Source organism: Anaeromyxobacter oryzisoli (assembly GCF_022690765.1).
Classification (GTDB): Bacteria; Myxococcota; Myxococcia; order Myxococcales; family Anaeromyxobacteraceae; genus Anaeromyxobacter; species Anaeromyxobacter oryzisoli.
The window spans coordinates 1-20666 of record NZ_JALCZA010000027.1 but is presented as its reverse complement, the minus strand read 5'-3'; the positions used below and the strand labels follow the sequence as shown (position 1 = coordinate 20666).

20 protein-coding genes and 1 tRNA gene are annotated in these 20666 nt (G+C 74.3%); 5 read left to right on the top strand and 16 right to left on the bottom strand.

Going from position 1 to position 20666, the window contains the following annotated elements; translation table 11 throughout:
• Positions 1-2: 2 nt before the first annotated feature.
• From MNZ27_RS10685 to MNZ27_RS10655, 7 genes are all read right to left on the bottom strand, one after another.
• Positions 3-296, bottom strand: coding sequence for an HP0495 family protein (locus MNZ27_RS10685; protein WP_242394036.1), 294 nt, complete (start codon positions 294-296; stop codon positions 3-5).
• A gap of 85 nt (positions 297-381) precedes the next feature.
• Positions 382-1704, bottom strand: a complete 1323-nt coding sequence (locus MNZ27_RS10680) for a PhoH family protein (protein ID WP_242394035.1) — start codon at positions 1702-1704, stop codon at positions 382-384.
• 98 nt (positions 1705-1802) lie between these two features.
• The gene (locus MNZ27_RS10675) at positions 1803-4094 is read right to left on the bottom strand and encodes a sensor domain-containing diguanylate cyclase (RefSeq protein ID WP_242394034.1); all 2292 of its coding nucleotides are present in this window, start codon (positions 4092-4094) and stop codon (positions 1803-1805) included.
• Entirely contained in the window at positions 4091-4393 is a 303-nt protein-coding gene (locus tag MNZ27_RS10670) for an FtsB family cell division protein (protein WP_242394033.1), read from the bottom strand. Before MNZ27_RS10670 ends, MNZ27_RS10675 begins: the two co-directional genes overlap by 4 nt.
• Positions 4394-4461: 68 nt before the next feature.
• Positions 4462-5532, bottom strand: a complete 1071-nt coding sequence (locus MNZ27_RS10665; RefSeq protein WP_242394032.1) for an HlyD family secretion protein — start codon at positions 5530-5532, stop codon at positions 4462-4464.
• Positions 5533-5534: 2 nt separating this feature from the next.
• The gene (locus MNZ27_RS10660) at positions 5535-7151 is read right to left on the bottom strand and encodes a DHA2 family efflux MFS transporter permease subunit (protein ID WP_242394031.1); all 1617 of its coding nucleotides are present in this window, start codon (positions 7149-7151) and stop codon (positions 5535-5537) included.
• Entirely contained in the window at positions 7148-7753 is a 606-nt protein-coding gene (locus tag MNZ27_RS10655; RefSeq protein WP_242394030.1) for a TetR/AcrR family transcriptional regulator, read from the bottom strand. The genes MNZ27_RS10660 and MNZ27_RS10655 overlap by 4 nt, the downstream gene beginning before the upstream one ends.
• Before the next feature lie 134 nt (positions 7754-7887).
• On the opposite strand from MNZ27_RS10655, the gene MNZ27_RS10650 reads away from it, so the two are divergent.
• Positions 7888-8898 (top strand): FAD:protein FMN transferase, encoded by a 1011-nt coding sequence (locus tag MNZ27_RS10650; protein WP_242394029.1) that lies wholly within the window; start codon positions 7888-7890, stop codon positions 8896-8898.
• Here the strand turns inward: MNZ27_RS10650 and MNZ27_RS10645 are convergent.
• The 9 genes from MNZ27_RS10645 to MNZ27_RS10605 form a co-directional block, all read right to left on the bottom strand.
• Positions 8828-9397 (bottom strand): hypothetical protein, encoded by a 570-nt coding sequence (locus tag MNZ27_RS10645; protein WP_242394028.1) that lies wholly within the window; start codon positions 9395-9397, stop codon positions 8828-8830. The two genes, MNZ27_RS10650 and MNZ27_RS10645, sit on opposite strands and share 71 nt — an antisense overlap.
• Complete coding sequence (locus tag MNZ27_RS10640) at positions 9390-9851, bottom strand: hypothetical protein (RefSeq protein ID WP_242394027.1); 462 nt, start codon at positions 9849-9851, stop codon at positions 9390-9392. The genes MNZ27_RS10645 and MNZ27_RS10640 overlap by 8 nt, the downstream gene beginning before the upstream one ends.
• Positions 9852-9859: 8 nt before the next feature.
• Entirely contained in the window at positions 9860-10411 is a 552-nt protein-coding gene (locus MNZ27_RS10635) for an FMN-binding protein (RefSeq protein WP_242394026.1), read from the bottom strand.
• 10 nt (positions 10412-10421) lie between these two features.
• Positions 10422-11897 (bottom strand): hypothetical protein, encoded by a 1476-nt coding sequence (locus tag MNZ27_RS10630; protein ID WP_242394025.1) that lies wholly within the window; start codon positions 11895-11897, stop codon positions 10422-10424.
• A 90-nt stretch (positions 11898-11987) separates the two neighbouring features.
• On the bottom strand, positions 11988-12662 hold the full coding sequence (locus MNZ27_RS10625) for a metal-dependent transcriptional regulator (RefSeq protein WP_242394024.1): 675 nt from the start codon (positions 12660-12662) through the stop codon (positions 11988-11990).
• Positions 12659-12874: a hypothetical protein gene (locus MNZ27_RS10620; protein ID WP_242394023.1), complete on the bottom strand. Its 216-nt coding sequence runs from the start codon at positions 12872-12874 to the stop codon at positions 12659-12661. The genes MNZ27_RS10625 and MNZ27_RS10620 overlap by 4 nt, the downstream gene beginning before the upstream one ends.
• Positions 12875-12882: 8 nt before the next feature.
• Positions 12883-14952, bottom strand: a complete 2070-nt coding sequence (gene feoB, locus MNZ27_RS10615) for a ferrous iron transport protein B (protein WP_242394022.1) — start codon at positions 14950-14952, stop codon at positions 12883-12885.
• Positions 14949-15440: a Fur family transcriptional regulator gene (locus tag MNZ27_RS10610; protein ID WP_242394068.1), complete on the bottom strand. Its 492-nt coding sequence runs from the start codon at positions 15438-15440 to the stop codon at positions 14949-14951. Before MNZ27_RS10610 ends, feoB begins: the two co-directional genes overlap by 4 nt.
• Before the next feature lie 97 nt (positions 15441-15537).
• Positions 15538-16152 (bottom strand): HEAT repeat domain-containing protein, encoded by a 615-nt coding sequence (locus tag MNZ27_RS10605; protein WP_242394021.1) that lies wholly within the window; start codon positions 16150-16152, stop codon positions 15538-15540.
• An 82-nt stretch (positions 16153-16234) separates the two neighbouring features.
• Here MNZ27_RS10605 and MNZ27_RS10600 point away from each other — a divergent pair, with 82 nt between their 5' ends.
• From MNZ27_RS10600 to MNZ27_RS10585, 4 genes are all read left to right on the top strand, one after another.
• On the top strand, positions 16235-17674 hold the full coding sequence (locus MNZ27_RS10600; protein WP_242394020.1) for a Fis family transcriptional regulator: 1440 nt from the start codon (positions 16235-16237) through the stop codon (positions 17672-17674).
• Positions 17675-17820: 146 nt separating this feature from the next.
• A tRNA-Leu gene (locus MNZ27_RS10595) sits at positions 17821-17904 on the top strand.
• Positions 17905-17992: 88 nt separating this feature from the next.
• Positions 17993-18721 carry a tetratricopeptide repeat protein gene (locus MNZ27_RS10590; RefSeq protein WP_242394019.1) on the top strand — a complete coding sequence of 243 codons (729 nt, stop codon included), beginning with the start codon at positions 17993-17995 and terminating at the stop codon, positions 18719-18721.
• A 622-nt stretch (positions 18722-19343) separates the two neighbouring features.
• The coding region (locus MNZ27_RS10585) for a GGDEF domain-containing protein (RefSeq protein ID WP_242394018.1) at positions 19344-20666 on the top strand (1323 nt) is incomplete at its 3' end.

Below are 20666 nucleotides of genomic sequence, written 5' to 3'. Positions count from 1 at the left end.
CTTCACAAATAGTAGACCACCCGCTCGTCGTCGTAGAGCACCTGGTACACCGCCCGGCGCTGCTCCTCCGACGTGAGCCGCACCGCGACCGAGACCGAGTGGTACTTGCCTGCGGCGCTCTGGCGGGTGCTCACGTGCTCGGCGGGCGCGTCCTCGACCACCCGCGCGACGAGGCGCCGGGCGTGCTCGGCGAAGTCGTCCGAGGCGAGCCCCATGATCTTGAACGTGTAGCGGAGCGGGTACTCGAGGGTCGGGCGCGCCGGCTGCCCGCCCGCGGGGAAGGTCGGTGTGGTCATCGCGAAAACCTAGCGCAGGGGACGCGCATGTCCAGCCCGCCCGGGCCCCGGCGCGCGGCGGCGGACGGCCGTTCGTCGAGGGCGCCTACAGCAGGTTGGCCGCCAGCTCGGCCAGCGGGCTCCGCTCTCCCTTGGACATCGTGATGTGGCCGGCCAGCCGCTCGCTCCTGAAGCGGTTCACGACGTGGATGAGCCCGTTGTTGGTCTGATCCACGTAGGGGTTGTCGATCTGGTACGGGTCGCCGGTGAGGATGATCTTCGTCCCGTCGCCGACGCGCGTGATGATCGTCTTCACCTCGTGCGGGGTGAGGTTCTGCGCCTCGTCCACGACGATGAACTGGTTCGGGATGGAGCGGCCGCGGATGTAGGTGAGCGGCTCGATCTCGAGGATGCCGAGGTCGAGCAGCTCGTGGTAGCCGCGCCCGGCCTTCTTCTCCGACCGCGACAGGTTCATGAGGTACTCGACGTTGTCGAAGATCGGCTGCATCCAGGGGTTGAGCTTCTCCTCCACCGAGCCCGGCAGGTAGCCGATGTCGCGGCCGAGGGGGAAGATCGGCCGGGACACGAGGAGCTTCTGGTAGATGCCCTCCTCCATCGTCTTCTGGAGGCCCGCCGCGATGGCGAGGAGCGTCTTGCCGGTGCCCGCCTTGCCCACGATCGTGACGAGCCGGACCTCGTCGTTGAGGAGCAGGTCCAGCGCGAAGCCCTGCTCCTTGTTGCGCGGCCGGATCCCCCAGACGCCGTCCTTCGGCGTCTGGATGAGCTTCACGAACGCCTGCCGGGCGGCGCTGTACTTCCCCACCGCGGAGTGCTGCGGGTTCGTCCCGTCGCGCAGGACGACGAACGCGTTCGGCGGCGGCGCGTCGATCCCCTCGGGGCACGGGATCGCGCCGGTCGCGTAGAAGTCGTTGACCTGCTCGGACGAGACCTCGAGCTCGGAGACGCCGCTCCAGAGCTCGTCCAGCACCACGCCCTCGACGTCGTAGTCCTCGGCGTGCAGCCCGAGCGCGTCGGCGCGGATCCGGAGGTTCGTGTCCTTGGTCACGAAGACCGACGGCTTCCCCTGCTCCTTGCGCGCCAGCTCGAGGGCGACGGCGAGGATCTTGTCGTCGGTCGTGTGGTGGCCCTCGCCGATCCCGTGGGGCAGCGGGTGCTCCGCCACGAGCACGCGGATCCGGCCGTGGCCGTCCCCGATGTCCACGCCCTCGGCGAGCTTGCCCCGGACGCGGAACTCGTCGAGGTAGCGCGAGACCTGGCGCGCGTTGCGGCCGAGCGTCGAGAGGTCGCGCTTGAAGTTGTCGATCTCCTCGATGACGTAGATCGGGATGACGACGTCGTTGTCGCCGAAGCCGAAGATGCTGCGCGGGTCGTGGAGGAGGACGTTGGTGTCGAGGACGAAGTTCTTCAAGCCGGGGCCACCCCTCGCTGATCGCCGCGCGCGCGGCGACGCCCTCACTCTACCAGGGGGCGAGCCCGAGCGACCATCCGCAGCCGCCGGGGCGGCGGCTAACCCGCGATCCGGCGCGGCGCCCGCAGGCTCGCCGCGGAGACGCTCTGGTTCCGGCCGTGACGCTTCGCGTGATACAGGCAGCCGTCCGCGCGCTCCACGAGCTCCGACTTCTTCTTGCCGTCGTCCGGGAACGTCGCGACCCCGAGCGACAGGGTGACCCGCAGGGGGCCCTGGTCGCTCTCGAACTGGAGCTGCCCCACCCGCTCGCGGATGCGCTCGGCGATGACCATCGCGCCGCCGGTGTCGGTCTCGGGCATCACGATCGCGAACTCCTCGCCGCCGTAGCGCGCGACGACGTCCGTCGTCCGGGCGTCCTTCCCGAGCGTCCTCGCGACCCCGCGGAGCACCTGGTCGCCGACCGGGTGGCCGTACGTGTCGTTCACGGACTTGAAGTGATCGATGTCGCAGATGATGAGCGACAGCTTCTTCCCGTACCGCAGCGCCTGCGCGAGGTGCGCGTCGAGCCGCTCCTGGAAGGTCCGGTGGTTCACGAGCCCCGTGAGGCCGTCCGTCGTCGCGAGCCGCTCCGTCTCGTCGAAGAGGTACGCCCGCTCGAGCGACTGCGCCGCGTGCATCGCCACGACCTCGAGCTGACGCACGGGGTCGGAGCGGTACGCGTGCCGCCCGATCGCCCCGAGCACGAGCGCGCCGAGGCTCCGCTCGCCGACCTTGAGCGGGACGATCTTGAGCGACGCGAGCCCCTTCAGGCCCACCGCGCCGAACACCGGCGTCCTCGCGAGGTCGAGCTCCGCCGCCGGCAGGGTCGCGCCCATCCGGACCGCGGACCCGACGAGCCCCTCCTCGACCGTGAACGCGTGCCCGTCGAGGGCGAGCTTCGCGTGCTCGTCCTTCACGTGCTCGCCCGCGACGACGCGCACCACCCGGAGCCGCCGATCGTCCCCCTCCTCGCGGAGGACGATCGCGGCGAGATCCACGGGGACCATGCCGCGCGCCACGTCCACCAGCGCGTCGAAGACCTCCGCCTGCTTGTGCGTCCGGTTGAGCCGCTCGATCGCGCCGTAGAAGCGCCGCGTCTCGGCGTCGCTCTGCTTCACGTCCTTCATCACGCGCTCGGCCTCGACCGCGCGGAGGATCTCCGCGGCGAGCGTACCGAGGAGGTGCTCGTCGGCGTCGCCGAAGGGCTCGGGCTCGAGCCGGTCCACCACCACCACGCCGCGGACGAAGTCGCCGCGCCCCGCCACGAGCGGCACCGCGAGGAGCGCCCCCGGGCGCGTGCCGTCCTGGTAATAGGACGCCCCCTTCACGTCGCCGTGCAGCCGGAGCGGCTTCTTCTGCTTCACGACCGCGCCGAGGTTCCCCTCGCCGGCCGGGAACGGCTCCGCGGCGATCGCCTCGCTGGGCGAGCGGCAGTCGTAGAGCTCGAGCTCCTTCCCGTCGTCCGAGAGCCAGAAGAGCGCGCAGGTGTGGCACCGGAGCGCCGCCGCGGCGATCTCGAGCGCCCCCCCGACCGCGGCCTCGATCTCGATGACCGCGGCCTCGTTCCAGCGCCGGTCCCGCTCGTCGCGCGCCGCGGCGTCGTCGGGCGCCGCCACCGTGAGCCGGAAGGATCGGGCGAGCTGGTCGATCTCCTTCATCCGCCGCTCGATCGCGAGCCGCTCGTCGCGGCGGCTCGCGGCGACCTGCGCCGCCAGCACCGCGTGGTAGAGCACCGCGAAGACGAGGACGAACCCGGAGCGGACCACGGCGTCGGGCAGCTCCGCGCCGCGCGCGCCGTGGGCGGCCCAGCCGAGCAGCTCGAGCGCGACGGCGAGGCCGACGAGCGCCGCGCCCACCCAGCGCGCCAGGAAGGCGACCAGGAACGCCATCACGAGGTAGACGACGGCCTGGAACGGCGACTCGCCGTGCCCCGCGGCCGCGCTCTGCGCGAGCACGTACGCCGCGACCACGAACATCGCCCCGAGCTCGAGCTGCTCCCGGTAGCCGGCCGCCTCGCCCGCCGCCGCGCGCGCGACGCGGCGCCAGACCAGGGCGCCCAGGGCGACCGCCAGCACGGCCATCGCGGCGATCTGCGGCCACCCGAAGAGCGGCACCTCGAAGACGCGGAGCGGCACGAGGGCGCCGAGCGCGACGACGGCCGCCGCCGGCAGGCTCCGTCCGAGGAAGCGCGCGCCGCGGCGGCGCGCCGGGGCGCCGAGGATCCCCATGTCGGACAGGAGGGCGGCGTAGAGCCGGACGAGGAGCGGGCGCGGGCGCCGGAGCACGAGGCGGCGGCCCGCGGGCGGGGGCGTCCCCATCCGCGGGCGCTCGGGGAGCGCGGTGGTCGTCACCGGCCTCCCCCTCCGCCGTCGCCACCGAGGACGTACACCCGCTCGCCGGGGCGGACGTACCGCAGCTCCTCCCGCACGGCGCGCTCGACCGCGACGGGATCGGTCCGGAGCGCGCGGACCTCCCGCGCGAGCCCCCCGTTCTCCGCGGCGAGCCGGGCGTTCTCCTGGCGCATCGACTCGATCTCGTCCGCGAGCCGCGCGTGGCGCCGGAGCCCGGACGGATCGGTGGCCGACAGGGTCGCGAGCACCGCGACGCCGCCCACGTACACCCACCACCGCAGCCCGACGAACCCGGCCATCCCGAAGCCTCGCCGGAGGACCGTAGCAGCCCGGCCGGCGCCGTCCAGAAATCGACCGGCAGCGGCCGCTATCGCGTGTGGACCGTCACGAACGCCGAGAGCCCGGCGCGGAGCGGCAGGTCGCCCGGCGGGTGCACCCAGGCGATCCGGACCGGCACGCGCTCGACGACCTTCACGAAGTTGCCGGAGGCGTTGTCGGGCGGCAGGAGCGCGAAGCGGGCGCCCGTCCCGCCGGAGACGCTCTCGACGATCCCCTGGAGCGTGCGGCCGTCGTACGCGTCGATCCGCACCTCGGCCTTCTGGCCGGGCCGGAGGTCCCCGGTCTGCGTCTCCTTGAAGTTCGCCACGACGTAGCTCCGCTCCGGGACGAGCTGCCCGAGGACCTGGCCGGCCTGGACGGTCTGACCGGCGCGCGCCCCCCACCGGGACAGGACCCCGGCCGCCGGCGCCTTCACCACCGTGTAGGACAGCTGGAGCCGCGCCGCCTCCAGCGCCGCCTCCGCCGCCTCGACCCGAGCGCGCGCGAGCTCGGCGTTCGCGAGGGCCGCCGCGTACTGGGCGCGGTTCGCCCCGGCGCCGGCGCGGGCGGTCTCGCTGCCGATCCGGGTCGCGTCGTAGCGCTCCGCGGCGATGGCGTCGCCGGCGCGGAGCTCCTCCGCGCGGCGGAGATCGAGCGCCGCCTTCTCGGCCTCTGCCTCGGACCGCGTCACGGTGGCGCGGGCGGCGCCGATCTGGGCCGCCGCCGCGGCGGCCTGCGCCCGCGCCGTCTCGAGCTCCGCCTGCGCCTGGCGCACCCGGACCCGGTAATCGGCGTCGTCCAGCCTGAGGACGGGCTGGCCCTCCCGCACCGGCGCGTCCTCGGGGACGAGGACCGCCGCGATGGTGCCGGGCACGCGGGGGGCGACGGCCACCACGTCCGCCTCGACCTGGGCGTCGTCGGTGCCCACGTCGCCGCGGGTGCGGTACGCATGGACGCCGAACGCGGCCCCGGCGAGGACGGCCAGGACGACGGCGGCGAGCAGCGCGCGCCGCCGCCCGCCGCGCGGCGCGGCGGTCGGGGGCGGCGTCGGGGTCGGGGCCGGCTCGAGGGCGGGCGCGGGGCGGACCTCGTGCAGCTGGGGATCGGTCTGGGGGGTCATGTTCACGACTCCGGCTCGACGTGGATCCGCTCTCCCGATCCACGGTTCACTCTCAGGAAGAGCAGCAGCGGGAGGACGCAGAGGAAGCAGACGCCGGTGAGCAGGAGCACCTGCTCGAAGGCGAGGACCGTGGACTGGCGGGTCACGATCCCGTCCAGCGCGCGCAGGGCGGCCGCGCGGGCCGACACCGGGTCGAGCCCGCGCTGCGCGAAGCCCCCGGCCAGGGCGGCGAGCCGCTCCTGGACCGCGGGCCGATCGAGCGACACGTGCGCCACGACGGCGGCGCGCGCGTGGGCGCCGTACCGCGAGAGCAGCGTCGCGAACACCGCGAGGCCGATCGACGCGCCGACCTGGCGGAGCAGCGAGTTGAGCCCCGTCGCGTCGGCGAGGTGCGCGCGCGGCACGTTCGCGAGCGCGGCGGTCGTGAGCGGCACGAAGAGGAAGCTGAAGCCGACCCCCTGGAGCACGATCGCGTGGACGATGCCGGAGGAGGAGGACGCGAGCGTCACGTGGGAGACGTCGAAGGCGCCGTAGGCCACGAGGACGACGCCGACGGCGACGAGGAGCCGCGCCGAGACCCTCCCGTAGAGCCGGCCGACCAGCGGGGTGACGAGCATCATCACCAGCACGCGCGGCATCAGGGCGAGCCCCGACTGCGTCGCGGTGAAGCCGAGCAGCTCCTGCATGAAGAGCGGGAGCAGGAACATGCTCGCGAGCAGGATGGCGAACATGATCGCGCCGATCAGGGTGCCGGAGGTGAAGACGGGATCCCGGAAGAGCCGCAGGTTCACGGCCGGCACCCTCGCCGTCAGCTCGCGCCACACGAACAGGCCGAGCGCCGCGGCCGAGAGGAGGGCGCAGGCGGTGATGAGCCTCGAGTCGAACCAGTCGTCCTGCTGCCCCTCCTCGAGGAAGAACTGGAGCGCCGCGAGGCCGACGGCGAGCAGGGCGATGCCGAGCCAGTCCAGGTTGCCGCGCAGCGCCTTCGCGGCGGCCTGGTTCGCGGCGCGGATGTCCTCCGGCTCGTGCACGAAGCGCCAGACCATGAAGAGCCCGAGGACGCCCACCGGCAGGTTGATGAAGAAGATCCACGACCAGTGATAGTTGTCGACGATGTAGCCGCCGAGCGTCGGGCCGATGGCGGGGCCGACCATCACCGCCATCCCGAACAGGGCCATCGCCATCCCCTGCTCCTTCGGCGGGAAGGTCTGGCGCAGGATCGCCTGCTCCGTCGGCTGGAGCGCCCCCGCGCCGAAGCCCTGGAGCGCCCGGAACGCGACGAGCTGCGGGAGGGTCGACGCGACCCCGCAGAGCGCCGAGCCGCCGATGAAGATCGCGAGGCTGAGCAGGTAGACGCGCTTCTGGCCGAAGAGCCTCCCCAGGAACGCGGTGAGGGGCATCACGATCACGGTGGCGATGGCGAAGCCGGTGCTGATCCAGGTGATCTCCTGGACCGTCGCGCCGACCGCGCCCCGGATCTGCGGGAGCGCCACGTTGACGATGGACGAGTCGATCGCCCCCATCAGCGTCCCGAACGTCACGGACACGGTGACGAGCCACTTGTTCGGCGCGACGCGCGCGGGCGCCGCGGCGAGGACGCCGGTCGCGGCGGCGCTCACGCGTGCACCCCGCGCAGGAACAGGTCGGACACGGACGCGGCGATGCCGTCGAACGGGCAGCGCCCCTCGAGCGCGAGCACCACGGCCGTCCGCACCATGCCGACGAGCGCGCCCGCGAAGGCGAGCGAATCGCCGCCGCGCAGCGCGCCGGCCGCGACGCCCCGCTCGACCAGGCGCTCGGCGCGCCCGACCATCTCGTCGAGCAGCGTCGCCGGCGCGCGGGCGCGAGCGGGACCCTCCCCCACCTGCACCAGCGCCGACAGGAACCGGCCGTGGATCCGGGCGTGCTCCACGAACGCGTCGAGGAACGCTCGGAGCTGCTCGCCGAACGGGCGCCCGTCGGCGGCCCGGAGGGCGGCGTCGAGCCGCTCGAGGAGCGCCTGGCGGCGCGACGCCGAGAGCGCCGCGAGGAGCGACTCCCGGTCCCGGAAGTGGTTGTAGAGCGTGCCGACCGCCACGCCCGCGGTGGAGGCGATCCGCTCCATCCGAGCGTGGAGGCCGTCCTCCGCGAACACCTGCTCGGCCGCGGCGAGGATCGCCTGCGCGGTCTCCTCCCGGAAGCGATCCCTGAGCCGGGTCACGGGCGTTGAGGCGGCCTTCATGTTGGTGAATCTCCGTTCATCGCTTGCAGACGGGATGTAATGTCTCGACCGAGCCGCGTCAACCTGCCGCAGCGGCGTGCCGGCGGGTCGGCGGATGGCGTGAAATCGGCAACTTGCACGTTAAGCCTGCGAGCGTGATTCCCCTCGTCGCCGCCCTCGCCATTTCCGCCACCCCCGTCGCGCTCGTGTCCGAGACCCGCCCCGCGATGGGATCGCTCGCGACGGTCACCATCGCGACGAACGATCCCTCGCGCGCCCGGGCGGGGATCGAGGCCGCGTTCGCGGTCTTCGACCGGGTGGACTTCTCCATGAACGAGTGGCGCCCGGACTCGCCCCTGTCGGACCTCAACGCGCGCGCCGGGCGCGGCTGGGTGCCGCTGCCCGCCGATCTCTGCGAGGTGCTCACCTTCGCCAAGGCCGCCGCGGAGCGGACCGGGGGCCTCTTCGACCCGACCTGGGCGGCGCTCTCCGAGCTCTGGCGCTTCGACGGCACCGCGCCGACGCCGCCGGCCGAAGACGTGCTCCGGGCGCGCTGCCCCCTCGTCGGCCATCGCGGTCTCGCGCTGCGCCCGCGCGCCGGCGGCGGCTGCGACGGCCGTCTGGCCCGCGCCGGGATGCGCGTCGGCCTGGGCGGGCTCGCGAAGGGATGGGCAGTGGACGCCGCCGCGCGCGTCCTCCGGTCGCTCGGGCTCCAGGACTTCCTGATCCAGGCGGGCGGCGATCTCTACGCGGCCGGCCGGCGCGGCGCCGAGCCATGGCACGTCGCGCTCCGCGATCCTCGCGGCGGAGCGCTCGAGGCCATGGCCGCGCTCGACGTGTCGGATCGTGCCTTCTCGACGACGGGCGACTACGAGCACGCGTTCGAGTCGGGCGGTCGCCGCTATCACCACGTGATCGACCCGCGCACCTGCCGGCCGGCGGGCGCGAGCCGGGCGGCGACGATCCTCGCCCGCACCGCCGCGGACGCCGAGGTCCTCGGCAAGGCGGTGTTCATCGAGGGCGGCGCGGCCGGGATCGCGCGGGCCGAGGCCTGGGGCGCGCTCGCGATCGTGGTGACGGACGCCGGCGCGGTGCTCACGTCCGAGGAGCTTCGCCCCCGGCTGCGGACCGCTCCCGAGGAGCTCGACGCGGGCTCGCCCCCGTAGTGGCCACGCGTCGGACCGCCGCTCCCCGCGTCCGGAGCGCACGCCGGGGCCAGCACACCACGACGAGCAGCGCCGCCCACCCCACGAGCGCCAGCTCGAGCCCCACGAACGCGCCGAGCTTCGCCCAGGCGAGCCGCGGCGACAGGAAGCGGATCCCGAAGCCGGCGGCGATGCCGGCGAGGGCGCTGCCGAACGACAGCGCGACGAGCGCCTCGTACGCGCGGCGTCCCACCGCGCGCGCGAACCCCACCACGTGGCTCGCCGCGAAGAGGACGAGGGGGAGCGCGATCAGGTGCGGCAGGGCGACCTCGAGGATCCCGGCGAGCGTCTTCGGAGCCGCGAACCGCGCCTCGGAGCCCACGTAGAACTCGGCGACCGCCCGGGCCCGGACGCCGAGCTTCAGGAAGAACAGGATGGCGCCGCTCGCCGCCGAGACGGCGAGGAACACCGCGAAGGCGAGCGTGGCCCCCCGGTACGGCGCGAGGCGCGGGTCAGCCACGGCCCCTCCGCGGGCGCCCGTGGCTCGCCCACGCCGTCCCGATCAGCGTCGCGACCGTGCCGAGCGCCACGGCGGTGGTCGCGACGCGCAGCGCGCCCGCCCCCCTCAGCGCGACGACGGCGAAGGGCGCGAACAGGTCCGCGAGCGTCGCCAGGACGGCCGCCGCGAAGAGCGGTCCCCGTGCCCACCGCGGCGCCGGACCGGCCGCGAGCAGCGCGCCCACCATGAAGAGCACGAAGCCGTAGAGGAACGCCCCGGTGTGGACCTCCTCCCAGAGGGCCGCCGCGGGGAGCGGCTCGCCGCCCGCGAGGTAGAACCCGACGACGCCGGATGGCGTGAGGCCGCCGTTGGCCGCCCGCTGCACCGCGAGCCCGGCGAGCGCGAGCGCCGCGAAGGCGAGGAACACCCGCACCGGCGGGCGCGCCCGGGCGAGGGCGCCGGGCGTCGGCTGCACGAAGACCCTCATCGCGCGCCCCCCACCGCCGTCCGGAGGGCCTGGAGGAGCCAGCGCGACTCCTCGGCGATCCCTCGCGCGGTCAGCGTCGCGCCGCTGATGGGAGCGAGATCGTCGCCCACGGCGAGCCGGTCCCGCGCCCCCTTGCCGTCGAACTGCCGGAGCCAGCGCTCGCTCGGCTTGTACTCCTCCGGCTCGAGGAACGAGAGCACCGTGATCTTCCGGATCCGCCCGTCCGGCTCGAACGCGATCGCGAACGTCTCGCGCTTCGTCCGGACCACGTGGCTGTGGATCACGGCGTAGCCGAGGACCGCCGCGTCCTTCCTCGCCGTGTAGAAGGTCACGAGCCGCTCCTTCACGCGGGCGCGGGCGAGCTGCTCGATGTGGGCGACCATGGCGTCGGTGAGGATGACGTCCTTCGCCTCGACGCGCCCCGTCCCCGGGAAGAGGGAGCGCACCACCGCCTCGTCCTTCGCCGGCGCCTGGCCGGCGGCGACCGCCGCCGCGGCGGCGAGCGCCACCGCGACGGCGGTCCTGGTGATGAGCACCGCCTGGGACATCCGCGCCTCCCTAGAACACGAACCCGGCGCCGAGGTTCAGCTGGTCGGTCGCGTCGCCGGTGCGCGGATCGCGCCGCTGCCAGTCCGCCTTCACGACCACGGTCGGGATCGGCTTGTAGGTGAGCCCCGCCGTCACGACGGTCCGATCGACCGCGCCGTTCCGCACGAAGCCGGCGGGCACGCGCGCGTTCAAGTCGTAGCGCTCCACCCGCGCGAACGGCGCGAGGGACGACGCGCCGCCGGGCGCGACGAGCGACAGCACGTCGTACGCGACCTCCGCGTAGCCGCCCTGGACCCGCGACCCGAGGCCCTCGTCCGGGGCGAGACCGACGCCGCCGGTCCCGTTGACCAGGTGCGCGTTCACCGCCGCGGCGTCGCCGAGCGTCCCGACGACGCCGAGCACGCGCGCGGTGACGCCGCGCCAGGCGACCTGGCCGTGCACCTCGCCGAGGAACACGTCCGCCCGGACCCCGGGGATCCGCCGCTGATCCGCCCGCCCGTAGTAGACGGCGCCGCCGACCGTCGCCGGCCCGGTGGCGTACTCGAGGTTCACGATCCCCGCCGGCGTGGCGGCCAGCGCCTCGGCGCCGCCGGTGCGGCTCTCGCGCAGCCACGACGCCGCCTCGACCGGCTCGCTGCCGGCGTCCCGGAACACGTCGAGGCCGTTCAGCAGGAACGCCTTGTAGCGCAGCCCCGCGACCTCCCCGTGGATCCCGACCCCGTTCTCGCTCCAGGTCGTGGGGATGAGGAAGCGCTCGACGTCGGGCCGGAACACCCCGTTGAAGAACGCCGGCTCGTGCATCTGGTTGATGAAGCCGATGGGGACGAGGACGTTCCCGACGCGCAGCCGGACGGCGTCGGTGAAGAGGAAGTCGAGGTACGCGAACTCGACCGACACCTCGCGCCCGGCGTGCTCGAACTCGATCTCGGAGTTGAACACGATGTGCGGGTCGAAGCGGTAGCCGGCGTACAGGACGGCGCGGAGCAGGTCGCTCTGGTCCAGCGAGGCGTGGTCCGCGACGTTGCGGTACGTGAACTCGCCGTACCCGCCGATGGAGAGCCCCTTCGGGGCGAAGTAGACCTTCGACGCGGCCGGGCCCATCCCGGCGAACGACTGGTACTCCACGTCGCGCAGGCCGATCTCCAGCTTGAGGCGGCGGATCTCCTCGGCGAGCGTCCGGACCTCCTCCTTCGAGGCGGCCTCGTCCTTCCCCGCCGTCGCGTCCTTCCCCGCCGTCGCGTCCTTCCCTGCCGCCGCGTCCTTCCCTGCCGCCGCGTCCTTCCCCGCCGCCGCGTCCTTCCCTGCCGCCGCGTCCTTCCCCGCCGCCGCGTCCTTCCCTGCCGCCGCGTCCTTCCCTGCCGCCGCGTCCTTTCCAGCGGTCGCGTCCTTCGTCTCCATCTGCTGCTCTTCAGAGCCGCCGGAACCGCCGCCGGGTACGGCGGCGAGCGCCGGAGCGGCGATGACGACGGCGAGCGACGCAATCAAGACACTAACATTAGTTCTCATTCTCATCTTGGGGCCGAGCGGCCCCGTCTCCTGGAGCGAGCTCCCTGGTGCACTGCGAACGCCGGGGCGCTACCGCGCCTCGACGGGCTTCACGAAGATCTCGCCCGCGATCTCGGGATCGAGGGCGATGGTGGTCTCGCCCACCTCGATGACGAACGAGGGCGAGCGCTGGTGCAGCCGGATCGTGCTGCCCGGGATCACCCCGAGCGCGGCGAGCCGGTCCATGCGGTCGTGGAACTTGGGCGCGATGAAGACGATCCGTCCGGTGGTGCCGAGCGGGAACGCGGGCAGCCCGGTCACGAGCGGACGGAGGACCTTCTGGAAGGCCCCGCAGCACGGGCCGGGCGGGATGGGCTTGCCGTGCGGGCAGGTCGGCGGGTGCCCGAGGAGCGTGCAGACGGAGTCGGTCGCCTCGACCGAGAGGATGTGCTCGAGGGCGCAGGCCTGGTGCTCCATCACGTGCTCGCCGACGTCGAGCACGTCGCGGAAGAGCCGCTCCGCGAGCCGGTGCCGGCGCAGGATGTCGCGCGCCCGCGTCTCCCCTTCCGCGGTGAGGAAGACGCGCCCGTCCTCGAGGGTCGCGAGGCCGTCACGCGCCAGCGCCTCGAGATCCGCCGGGCTCGCGGCGGGAGTGAGCGCGCGGCTCGCCGCCACCAGGACGTCCCCCAGCGCGTCGCGGCCCGCCTCCCGCTCCGTGTAGACCGCCTCGAGGAGCTCCTCCTGCCGATGATCGAGCTCGCTCACGGCGTCGCCCCCCGCGGCCGCTTGCGGTCGAGGAGCCGGCGCAGGCGCCCGGCGAGGCCGGTCTCCTGCGGGAAGCTGTAGCCACACCCAGGACAGCAGATCACCTTGCACCCCTTGGCCATCGGGCAGCTCGGGCGGCAGCCCTGGCTCCCGGCGGAGAACTCGAGCCCGCAGAGCGGGCACGTCTCGTTGCGATCCACGACGGCGGGCACGGCGGCTCCTAGTGGAGGTGGCGCATGAGCTGGTTCACGACGGCCCCGACGCCGAACGAGAAGGGCAGGATGAACGCGGCGATCGCCACCCCCGTCCTCCAGCCGCGCTCCTTCAGGATCATGAAGAAGTTGGCGATGCACGGGATGAACAGGGTGATCGTCACGAGCGCCACCACCACCTGGATCTCCATGTTCCAGGTCATGGTCCCGGCCCGCATGTACGGCTCGAAGTATCGGAACAGGCCGGCGGCGGCGTAGTCGCGCCGCAGGAACCCGAGGATGAAGGCGCTCGCCGCCTGCGGCGGGAGGTCCAGCAGGCCGACCACGACCGGCGACATCGCGCGCTCGAGCACCCCGAGGAAGTGGAACCGATCGAGGACGTAGAGGATCAGGGTGCCGAGCAGGAACAGCGGCAGCGCCTCGCGCAGGTACCACTCGATGCGCGCGGAGGTCTTCACCGCGATGTTGCCCGCCTGCGGCACGCGGAGCGGCGGCAGCTCGAGGATGAAGTCGGAGCCGCGGCCGGGGAGCACCTTCGCCGACAGCCACCCGACGAGGAAGATGACGAGGAGCAGCGTCCCGAGGAACCAGAGGTTCGCCGCGCGCGACAGGCCGGCGGTCATCGCGAGGATGACCGCCATCTGCGCCGAGCACGGCACCGCGAGGGCGAGGAGGAGCGTCACGATCACCCGCTCCTTGCGCGTCTCCATGATCCGCGCGGTCATCGTCGCCATGGTGTCGCAGCCGAGGCCGAGCACCATCGGGAGGACCGCCTTCCCGTTCAGCCCCATCCGCTTGAAGATCTTGTTCACCATCACCGCGAGGCGCGGGAGGTACCCGGAGTCCTCGAGGATCGAGAAGGCGATGAAGAAGGTGGTCACGATCGGCAGGACGATCGCGATGCCGTAGGAGAGCCCCATCGAGACCAGGCCGTACCGCCCGATCACGAACCCGCCGTGCTCCGTGTACGGCACGCCCGGCGGCCCGACGAGGAAGTCCTGGATCGCGCCCGCCGGCGTCACGTGGCGGACGAGCCAGTCGGCCCCCGGGATGAGGTAGTGCGCGAAGACGGTGTGCTCGAGGAAGTCCACCGCCTTGCCCGCGCCGAGCACGCCCACGAACTCGTAGGCGAGCCAGAGGACGACGGCGAGGATCGGGATCCCCCAGGCCGGGTGGGTGGACCACGCGCCGATCTTGCGCGCGAAGCCGCTCGTCACGGATGCGGCGCCGCGGGTGACCACCTCGTCGTGGAGGCGGTCCACCGCGGCGAGCCGCTGCCGCGCGATGACGAACCGGAGCGACTCCGGGTAACGCTCCGCGACCGACCGGCGCACGGCGTCGATCCGCGCGAGCTCGGCCTCGGCGAGGTGTGGCGCGAGCTGCCGCCGCAGGGACTCGTCCCCGACGAGCGCCATGATCGCGAGCGCCCGCCGCCCGATCCCCTCCGCGGGCATGAGCGGGGCGATCTCGGCCAGCGCCGCCTCGATCGCGTCGTCGTAGCGTGGGCGCCACGGCGACGGCCGGGCGGCGCCCAGCCGCGCCTGGAGCGTCGCGAGCCCCTTCCGCTGCACCGCGACGGTCCGGACCACGTCGACGCCGAGCGCCTTCGAGAGGCGCGCCTCGTCGATCGCGAACCCGCGGCTCTCGGCCTCGTCGGCCATGTTGAGGGCGAGCGTGAACGGGACCTCCGCCTCGGCGAGCTGCGCGGTGAGGAGGAGGCCGCGGCGCAGGTTCTTCGCGTCGCAGACCTGGAGGCAGACGTAGCCGCGCTCGGCCACGAGGATGTCGCGGGTGACCTGCTCGTCCTCGGACATCGGGAGCAGGTTGTTGGTGCCCGGCGTGTCCATCACGTGCCAGGGCCGGCCCTCGATCGTCGCGGAGCCGCGCGTCACCTCGACGGTGGTGCCCGGGTAGTTCGAGACGGTGACGTACTTGCCGGTGAGCGCGCCGAAGAGGACGCTCTTCCCGACGTTCGGGTTGCCGACGAGGATGACCGACCGCTCCGCCGCGACGACCTGCTTGTGGTCCAGGTTCGCGGCGCGCTCGGCGGTGACGGTCGCGCCCGGGGGAGGCGTCACGGCCGCGCCTCCTCGGCGCGCGCGGTCCTGCACCGCGCGCAGCGGCCGTAGAGCTCGAGGCGGTGGCTCTCCACCTCGAACCCGTGCCGGCGCGCGATCGACTCCTGCAGGGCCTCGATGCGGTCGTTCGCGAACTCGACGATGTCCCCGCAGACCGTGCAGATGAGGTGGTCGTGGTGCGCGCGGCCCGCCGCGGGCTCGTACCGGGTCTGGCCGTCCCCGAACTGCCGGGCGCTCGCGAGCCCGCACTCGGCGAGGAGCTTCATCGTCCGGTAGACGGTCGCGACCGACACCCGCGGGTCCGCGCGGCGGCATCGCTCCACGAGCTGCTCCACCGTCACGTGCCCCCCGGACTCGAAGAAGGCCTGCGCGATGAGCTCGCGCTGGCGGGAGTGCTTGAGCCCGCGCTCCTCGATGTAGGCGCCCAGCGCGGCGACCGGCGTCGCGCCGACCGCTGCCCCGCCCCGACCCTTCGACCCGATCCTCATTCCGTCCTGGTCCGCGTTCATGTTGATAACGATTATCAGTATCAGACCCGGCGCGCGCTGGCAAGGGCGAGCGCCGGGCGCCCGTCACGGCAGCCGTTCAGGGGAGCTCGCCGTGCGAGCGCCAGTAGGCCCGCCAGCGGTCGGACGCCCCGGGCCCCTCGCCGCCGGTGTCCTGCCCGGCGAGCGCGACCAGCGTCTCGTGCGCCTGATGCCGAACCTCCGGGGAGGGATCCTCGAGGAGGTCCACGAGCCCGCCGACGCGCGGCAGGGCGGCGGCCCGAGGGCGATACCGGAGCAGCTCCGCCGCCATCGCCCGCACGTCCTCGTCCGGCGACGCCAGCGCGTGCCCGAGATCCACCGGCTGCGCGGCGGCGGGCTTGCCGCGCTCCAGCGCGATGCCCGCGACCACCCCGAGCCCGAGGATCATGAGCCCGAGCTGCACGAGCGCCTTGCCCGCGGGGTAGCGTCCGGCGCGCACGAGGACGGACCGATAGGCGCCGTACCCGATGATGAAGATCGCGAGGAAGGCCGGCGGGAGCGCGAGCGCGGCCGACGGCCAGCGGCCGCTGGCGACCGCGCGCCGCAGCTCGGGCAGGCCGACGAGGGTGAGCGCGGCGGAGGCGAGGAGGAGCGCGAACAGGACCCAGCGCAGGACGCGCACCGACGGCGGCGTTCGCCCCGCGCCGTCGCGCATCGCGGGTGTCGGGGTCATGGCGCGAGTGAACCACGCGCGGCCACGACCGGCAACGTGAACCTTGACTCCGGACGCCTCGTCGGCAAGGTTCCGGCTCGCGATGGTCGAGCTCGACGCGGAGATCCTGGAGCGGGTGGCGCGCTGGTGCGCGGAGGCGGGGCGTCCGACCGGCCCAGCGGAGATCCGCGCGGCGCTGGCTCCGCTCGGGTGGGACGAGCTCCTCGCGGTCCGCGCCCTGCTCGCCGACCCACCGCCGGCCCGGCCGCTCGGCCCCTTCGCGCTGGCCGATCTCGCCCGCGGGGCGCCCGCCGACGTCGTGGCGGAGCGCGATCGCGCGGGCCGCTATCGACTCGAGCCCGAGCCGGAGGCCGCCGGCTCGACCGCGGCCAAGCCTCGCGGCGGAGAGCGCGTCCGCGGCGCGCGCGCGAAGGCCGCGCCCCGCCCCGCGGAGATCGTCGTGCGCCGGGCCCGGGACCGGGTGCCGGCGCCCGTCGGGTCCGCCCCCCCCCTGCCCTCCGTGAGCGCGCTCATGGAGCCCGGCGGCCGCGCGATCCTGGAGCAGCTCGTGCGCCGGCACGGCGCGCGGCGCGGTCACATCCTCGCGGAGCTCGCGACCGGGTGGCGCGCCGACGACGGCGGCCCGCCCCGGGAGGAGCACCTGACCGCGCTCCTCGAGGAGCACGGGCTCTCCCGCGCGTTCGAGCGCCGCGAGCGCGACGAGCTCCTGCACGCGTTGCGCGCGGCGGGCGGCGAGCGCGCCCGAGCCGCGGCGGCCGTCGGGATCGCGCCGGAGAACCTCGACGCCACGCTCGAGCGCCTCGGCGCGCGCGACGAGGCGGAGCGGATCCGCGAGGAACGCCGCGGCGAGCTCCGCGGGCGCGCGACGCTGACGGATCGCGTCCACCTCTTCCTGGAGGACGCCACCCGGCTCGCGGATCTCGGGCTCGTCCCGGAGCTGGAGGCGGATCTGGCCGCGCGCCTCCCCGAGCACGTCCGGGCCCTCCGAGCCGGCACGGAGCCGATCCGCTCCGCGTTCGGCAGGAGCCTCTCGCTCGACGCGGAGGCGATCGCGTCGCTCGAGGCGCGCTTCGGCCTCGACCTCGGCCCCGGCTCCTCCGGCTCGAGCAGGTCCGGCCCGGGCGAGGCCGGCCCCGCGAGGACCCCCGATCGGCCTCGGGGAGAGCGCAGCCGCCAACAACCCCGTGACCGCGCAGGCGCACCGCGGACGAACGCCCAGCGTCGCGAGCGCCCCGGCTCGGCGACGGCGGAGCGACGTCACCCTGGCCGGCCGCGCGTCTCCGGCGCGTCCCGGTCCGACCGCCCGCGCGGCGAGCGGCCGCCTCGCCAGCCCGCGGAGCGCCGCGGGAGCGCTGCGCCGCGGAGCGGCGACGCGCGCTCCCGCTCCGATCGCCCGTCCGGCAGCCGCCGGCCGGCGGGATCGTCGCCTCGCGGCCCGCGGACGAACGGCACCCGGCCGTCCCCCGCCGGCGCCCCGCGCCGCCCGCGCCGCGGGCCGGGACGGGACCGGCGTCCCCGCTGACGGACGGTGCGGCGAGTCCGGGAGGACCCCGGCCAGGTGACGCCGAGAGGTCGCCCTCGCGCCTGGCGATCGGCGCGCGAGCGGATCGCCGGCCCGCGGCCTCCCCCGCATGCGACGGGCCGGATTTTCTGGTAGTGTGCGCGCGCGGCCCTCTGGCGGAATGGTAGACGCGCTCGACTCAAAATCGAGCGGGGCGACCCCCCGTCCCGGTTCGAGTCCGGGGAGGGCCACTGTCCCGCGCCCGCTGGGCTTTTCCCTTGCGGCAGGGCGCGGGGCGCGTGTATCCGTACGCCCCACCCGTCCCGAGGATCCCATCCGATGTGGAACCTGCTCATCAGCCTTGCGCTCGGCCTCGCGGTCGCCCTCGCCGTCCGATTCGGGACCGAGTTCGGCTGGGCCGCGGCCGTGTTCCCGGGGCTCATCGTCGCCCTCGCCGCCTACCTCGTCCTGGCGCGGCGCACGTGGAAGCGGCTCGAGGCGATCTTCGAGGGCATGCAGCGCGAGGTGCAGGCGCAGAAGTTCGACAAGGCGATCCTGACGCTCGAGTCCGGCTTCGCCCTCGCGCCGTGGCAGTTCCTGGTCGCGGCCCAGCTCCACTCGAACATCGGGATCCTTCAGTACATCCGGAAGAACTTCGACGCCGCCCTCCCCCACCTCGAGAAGAGCTTCTCGCGGAACTGGATCGCGCGCGGGATGCTCGCCGTGACGCGCTACAAGCGGCGCGACCTCGCCGGCGCGAAGAAGGTGTTCGAGGACGCGGTGAAGGTGAACAAGAAGGAAGGCGTCCTCTGGGCGACGTACGCCTGGGTGCTCGAGAACGAGGGCGAGCACGAGGCAGCCATCGCGGTCCTCGGGCGCGCGGTGAAGGCGAACGAGTCCGACGAGAAGCTCAAGGCCTCGCTGCAGGCGCTCCAGAACGGCAAGAAGCTGAAGCTCGGCAAGACCTACGCCGAGCAGTGGTTCCAGTTCCACCTCGAGGCGCCGCCGCCGCAGTTCGTCGGCGGCCCGGGGTTCCGCGGGAACCGCCGCGCCATCTATCGCGGCTGACCGGGCGCGCTCGCCCCCCTCGCTCGACGGGGGTGGCAACCCTCGCTCGCGTCCCCTCCCGGGCGCACGCGCTCGCCGTCCGAGCCCTGCCGGCTCGCCGAGGCCTCCCGCACCGCCGGGCGCCCGTGCCGGCGCCTTTCCCGGCCGATCTCGCGCCCGCCGTGTCGGGGCATGTAGGGAGATCTCGACTCCGCGGGCGTGACGCGGGCAGGTCCCTGCCCAGACGTCGGCCAGATCGTCCAGGTCTGCGCTCATCGGCCGAGCTCTCTCCCGCCGCAGGAACCGCGGGAGATCGGTGACCCTCGCGCGATTGCCGTTCGGTTCGTCACGGCATCGGCCTTGCTATCGGCGGCTCGAGATGCTCACCCTCGGGGAGCCCGATGACGCCTCGCCGCCGCCGCCTGCTGAAGCTCGCCCTCGTGGCCCTGCTCGGGGTTCCCTGGATTCCGCTCGCGCTCGCCCTCTACGCGTTCGTCAGGTGACGCGCCCGGGCGAAGCCGGGGCGGCCGCCGGGGACGCTCGCGCGCCCGCGCGGGGAGGCGAGCGCGGCGCGCCCTGCTCCGGTGCCCCCGCTGGCGCAAGCGCCCCCTCCACCTAGATTTGGAGGACCCGGAACGAGCACATGCCCGGCGCGAATGAACACGAACCGACGCCGGCTCGCCCGGCCGCCGGCGAAGACCCGGCGGCGACGCTCGCGCTGGCGCTCGCCGAGCTGGCCGGCGCGCCGCGCGCGGAGATCCTGCGCAGGGTCGAGCAGTTGCTGCCGCCGGTGCTCGGCGAGCTGGCCGAGTCGAACCGGGCGCTCCGGGAGTCGGCCCACCGGCAGGACGCGCTCGTGCAGGCGGCGGCCGAGGAGCTGCGCGCCGCGGCGGCCGACCTCGAGGCGACCGCGGACGACGGAGGGCAGGCGGAGGAGTCCGCGCGGCTCCGGCTCCTCGCCGACGATCTCGACCGCGCGGTGCGCCGGCCGCCCGCCGAGGACCGCGCCGGCGAGGCGCCGGAGCGCCGCGGTGACCACCGCCTGCTCGTCGCCGACGACGAGCCCGACGCGCGGGAGGCGCTCTCGCTCGCCCTCGAGCCGGACTACGAGGTGCTCACCGCCGCGGACGGGCTCGAGGCCGTCGAGCTGGCGCGCGCCGAGCGGCCGGACGTCGTGCTCCTCGATCTCACCATGCCCCGGCTCGACGGGCTCCAGGCGCTCGAGCGGCTCAGGGCGGATCCCGCGACCGCGGAGATCCCGGTCATCTTCGTCTCCGCGCACGGCGAGGACGCCGTGAAGGTCCGCAGCCTGGATCTCGGCGCGGCGGACTACCTCCAGAAGCCCTTCTCCGAGCGCGAGCTGCGGGCCCGCGTGGAGCGGACGCTGCGGCTCGTGCGCAGCCATCGGGCGCTCCGCGAGCTGGCCCAGACCGACGCGCTCACCGGGCTCGCCAACCTGCGCGCGTTCCGGGCGCGCATCGACGAGGAGGTGAAGCGCGCCCGCCGCTACCGGACGCCGCTCACCTGCGTGATGGCGGACATGGACCAGCTGAAGCCGATCAACGACCAGCTCGGGCACGCGGCGGGCGATCGCGCCATCGCAGCGGTCGCGGCGGTGCTGCGCCACGAGCTGCGCGAGACCGACTTCGGGGCGCGGTACGGCGGGGACGAGTTCGTGGTGCTGCTGCCGCACACGACCGCCGAGGAGGGGCGCGTGTTCGCCGAGCGCGCCTGCACGCGGCTGCGCGAGACGGTCCTCGAGATCGGCGGGCGGCGGGTGCCGCTCGGCGCGTCGTTCGGCGTGGCGTGCCTCGCGCCCGACGCCCGGGAGGACGCGCCGGAGGCGCTGCTGCACGCAGCCGACGCGGCGCTGTACGCGGCGAAGCGCGCGGGCCGGGGGCGCGTGGCGCTGGCGCCCCCGGCGGCGGAGGCGCCGGCGGGCCCGCCCGCGGCGGAGAGCGCCGCG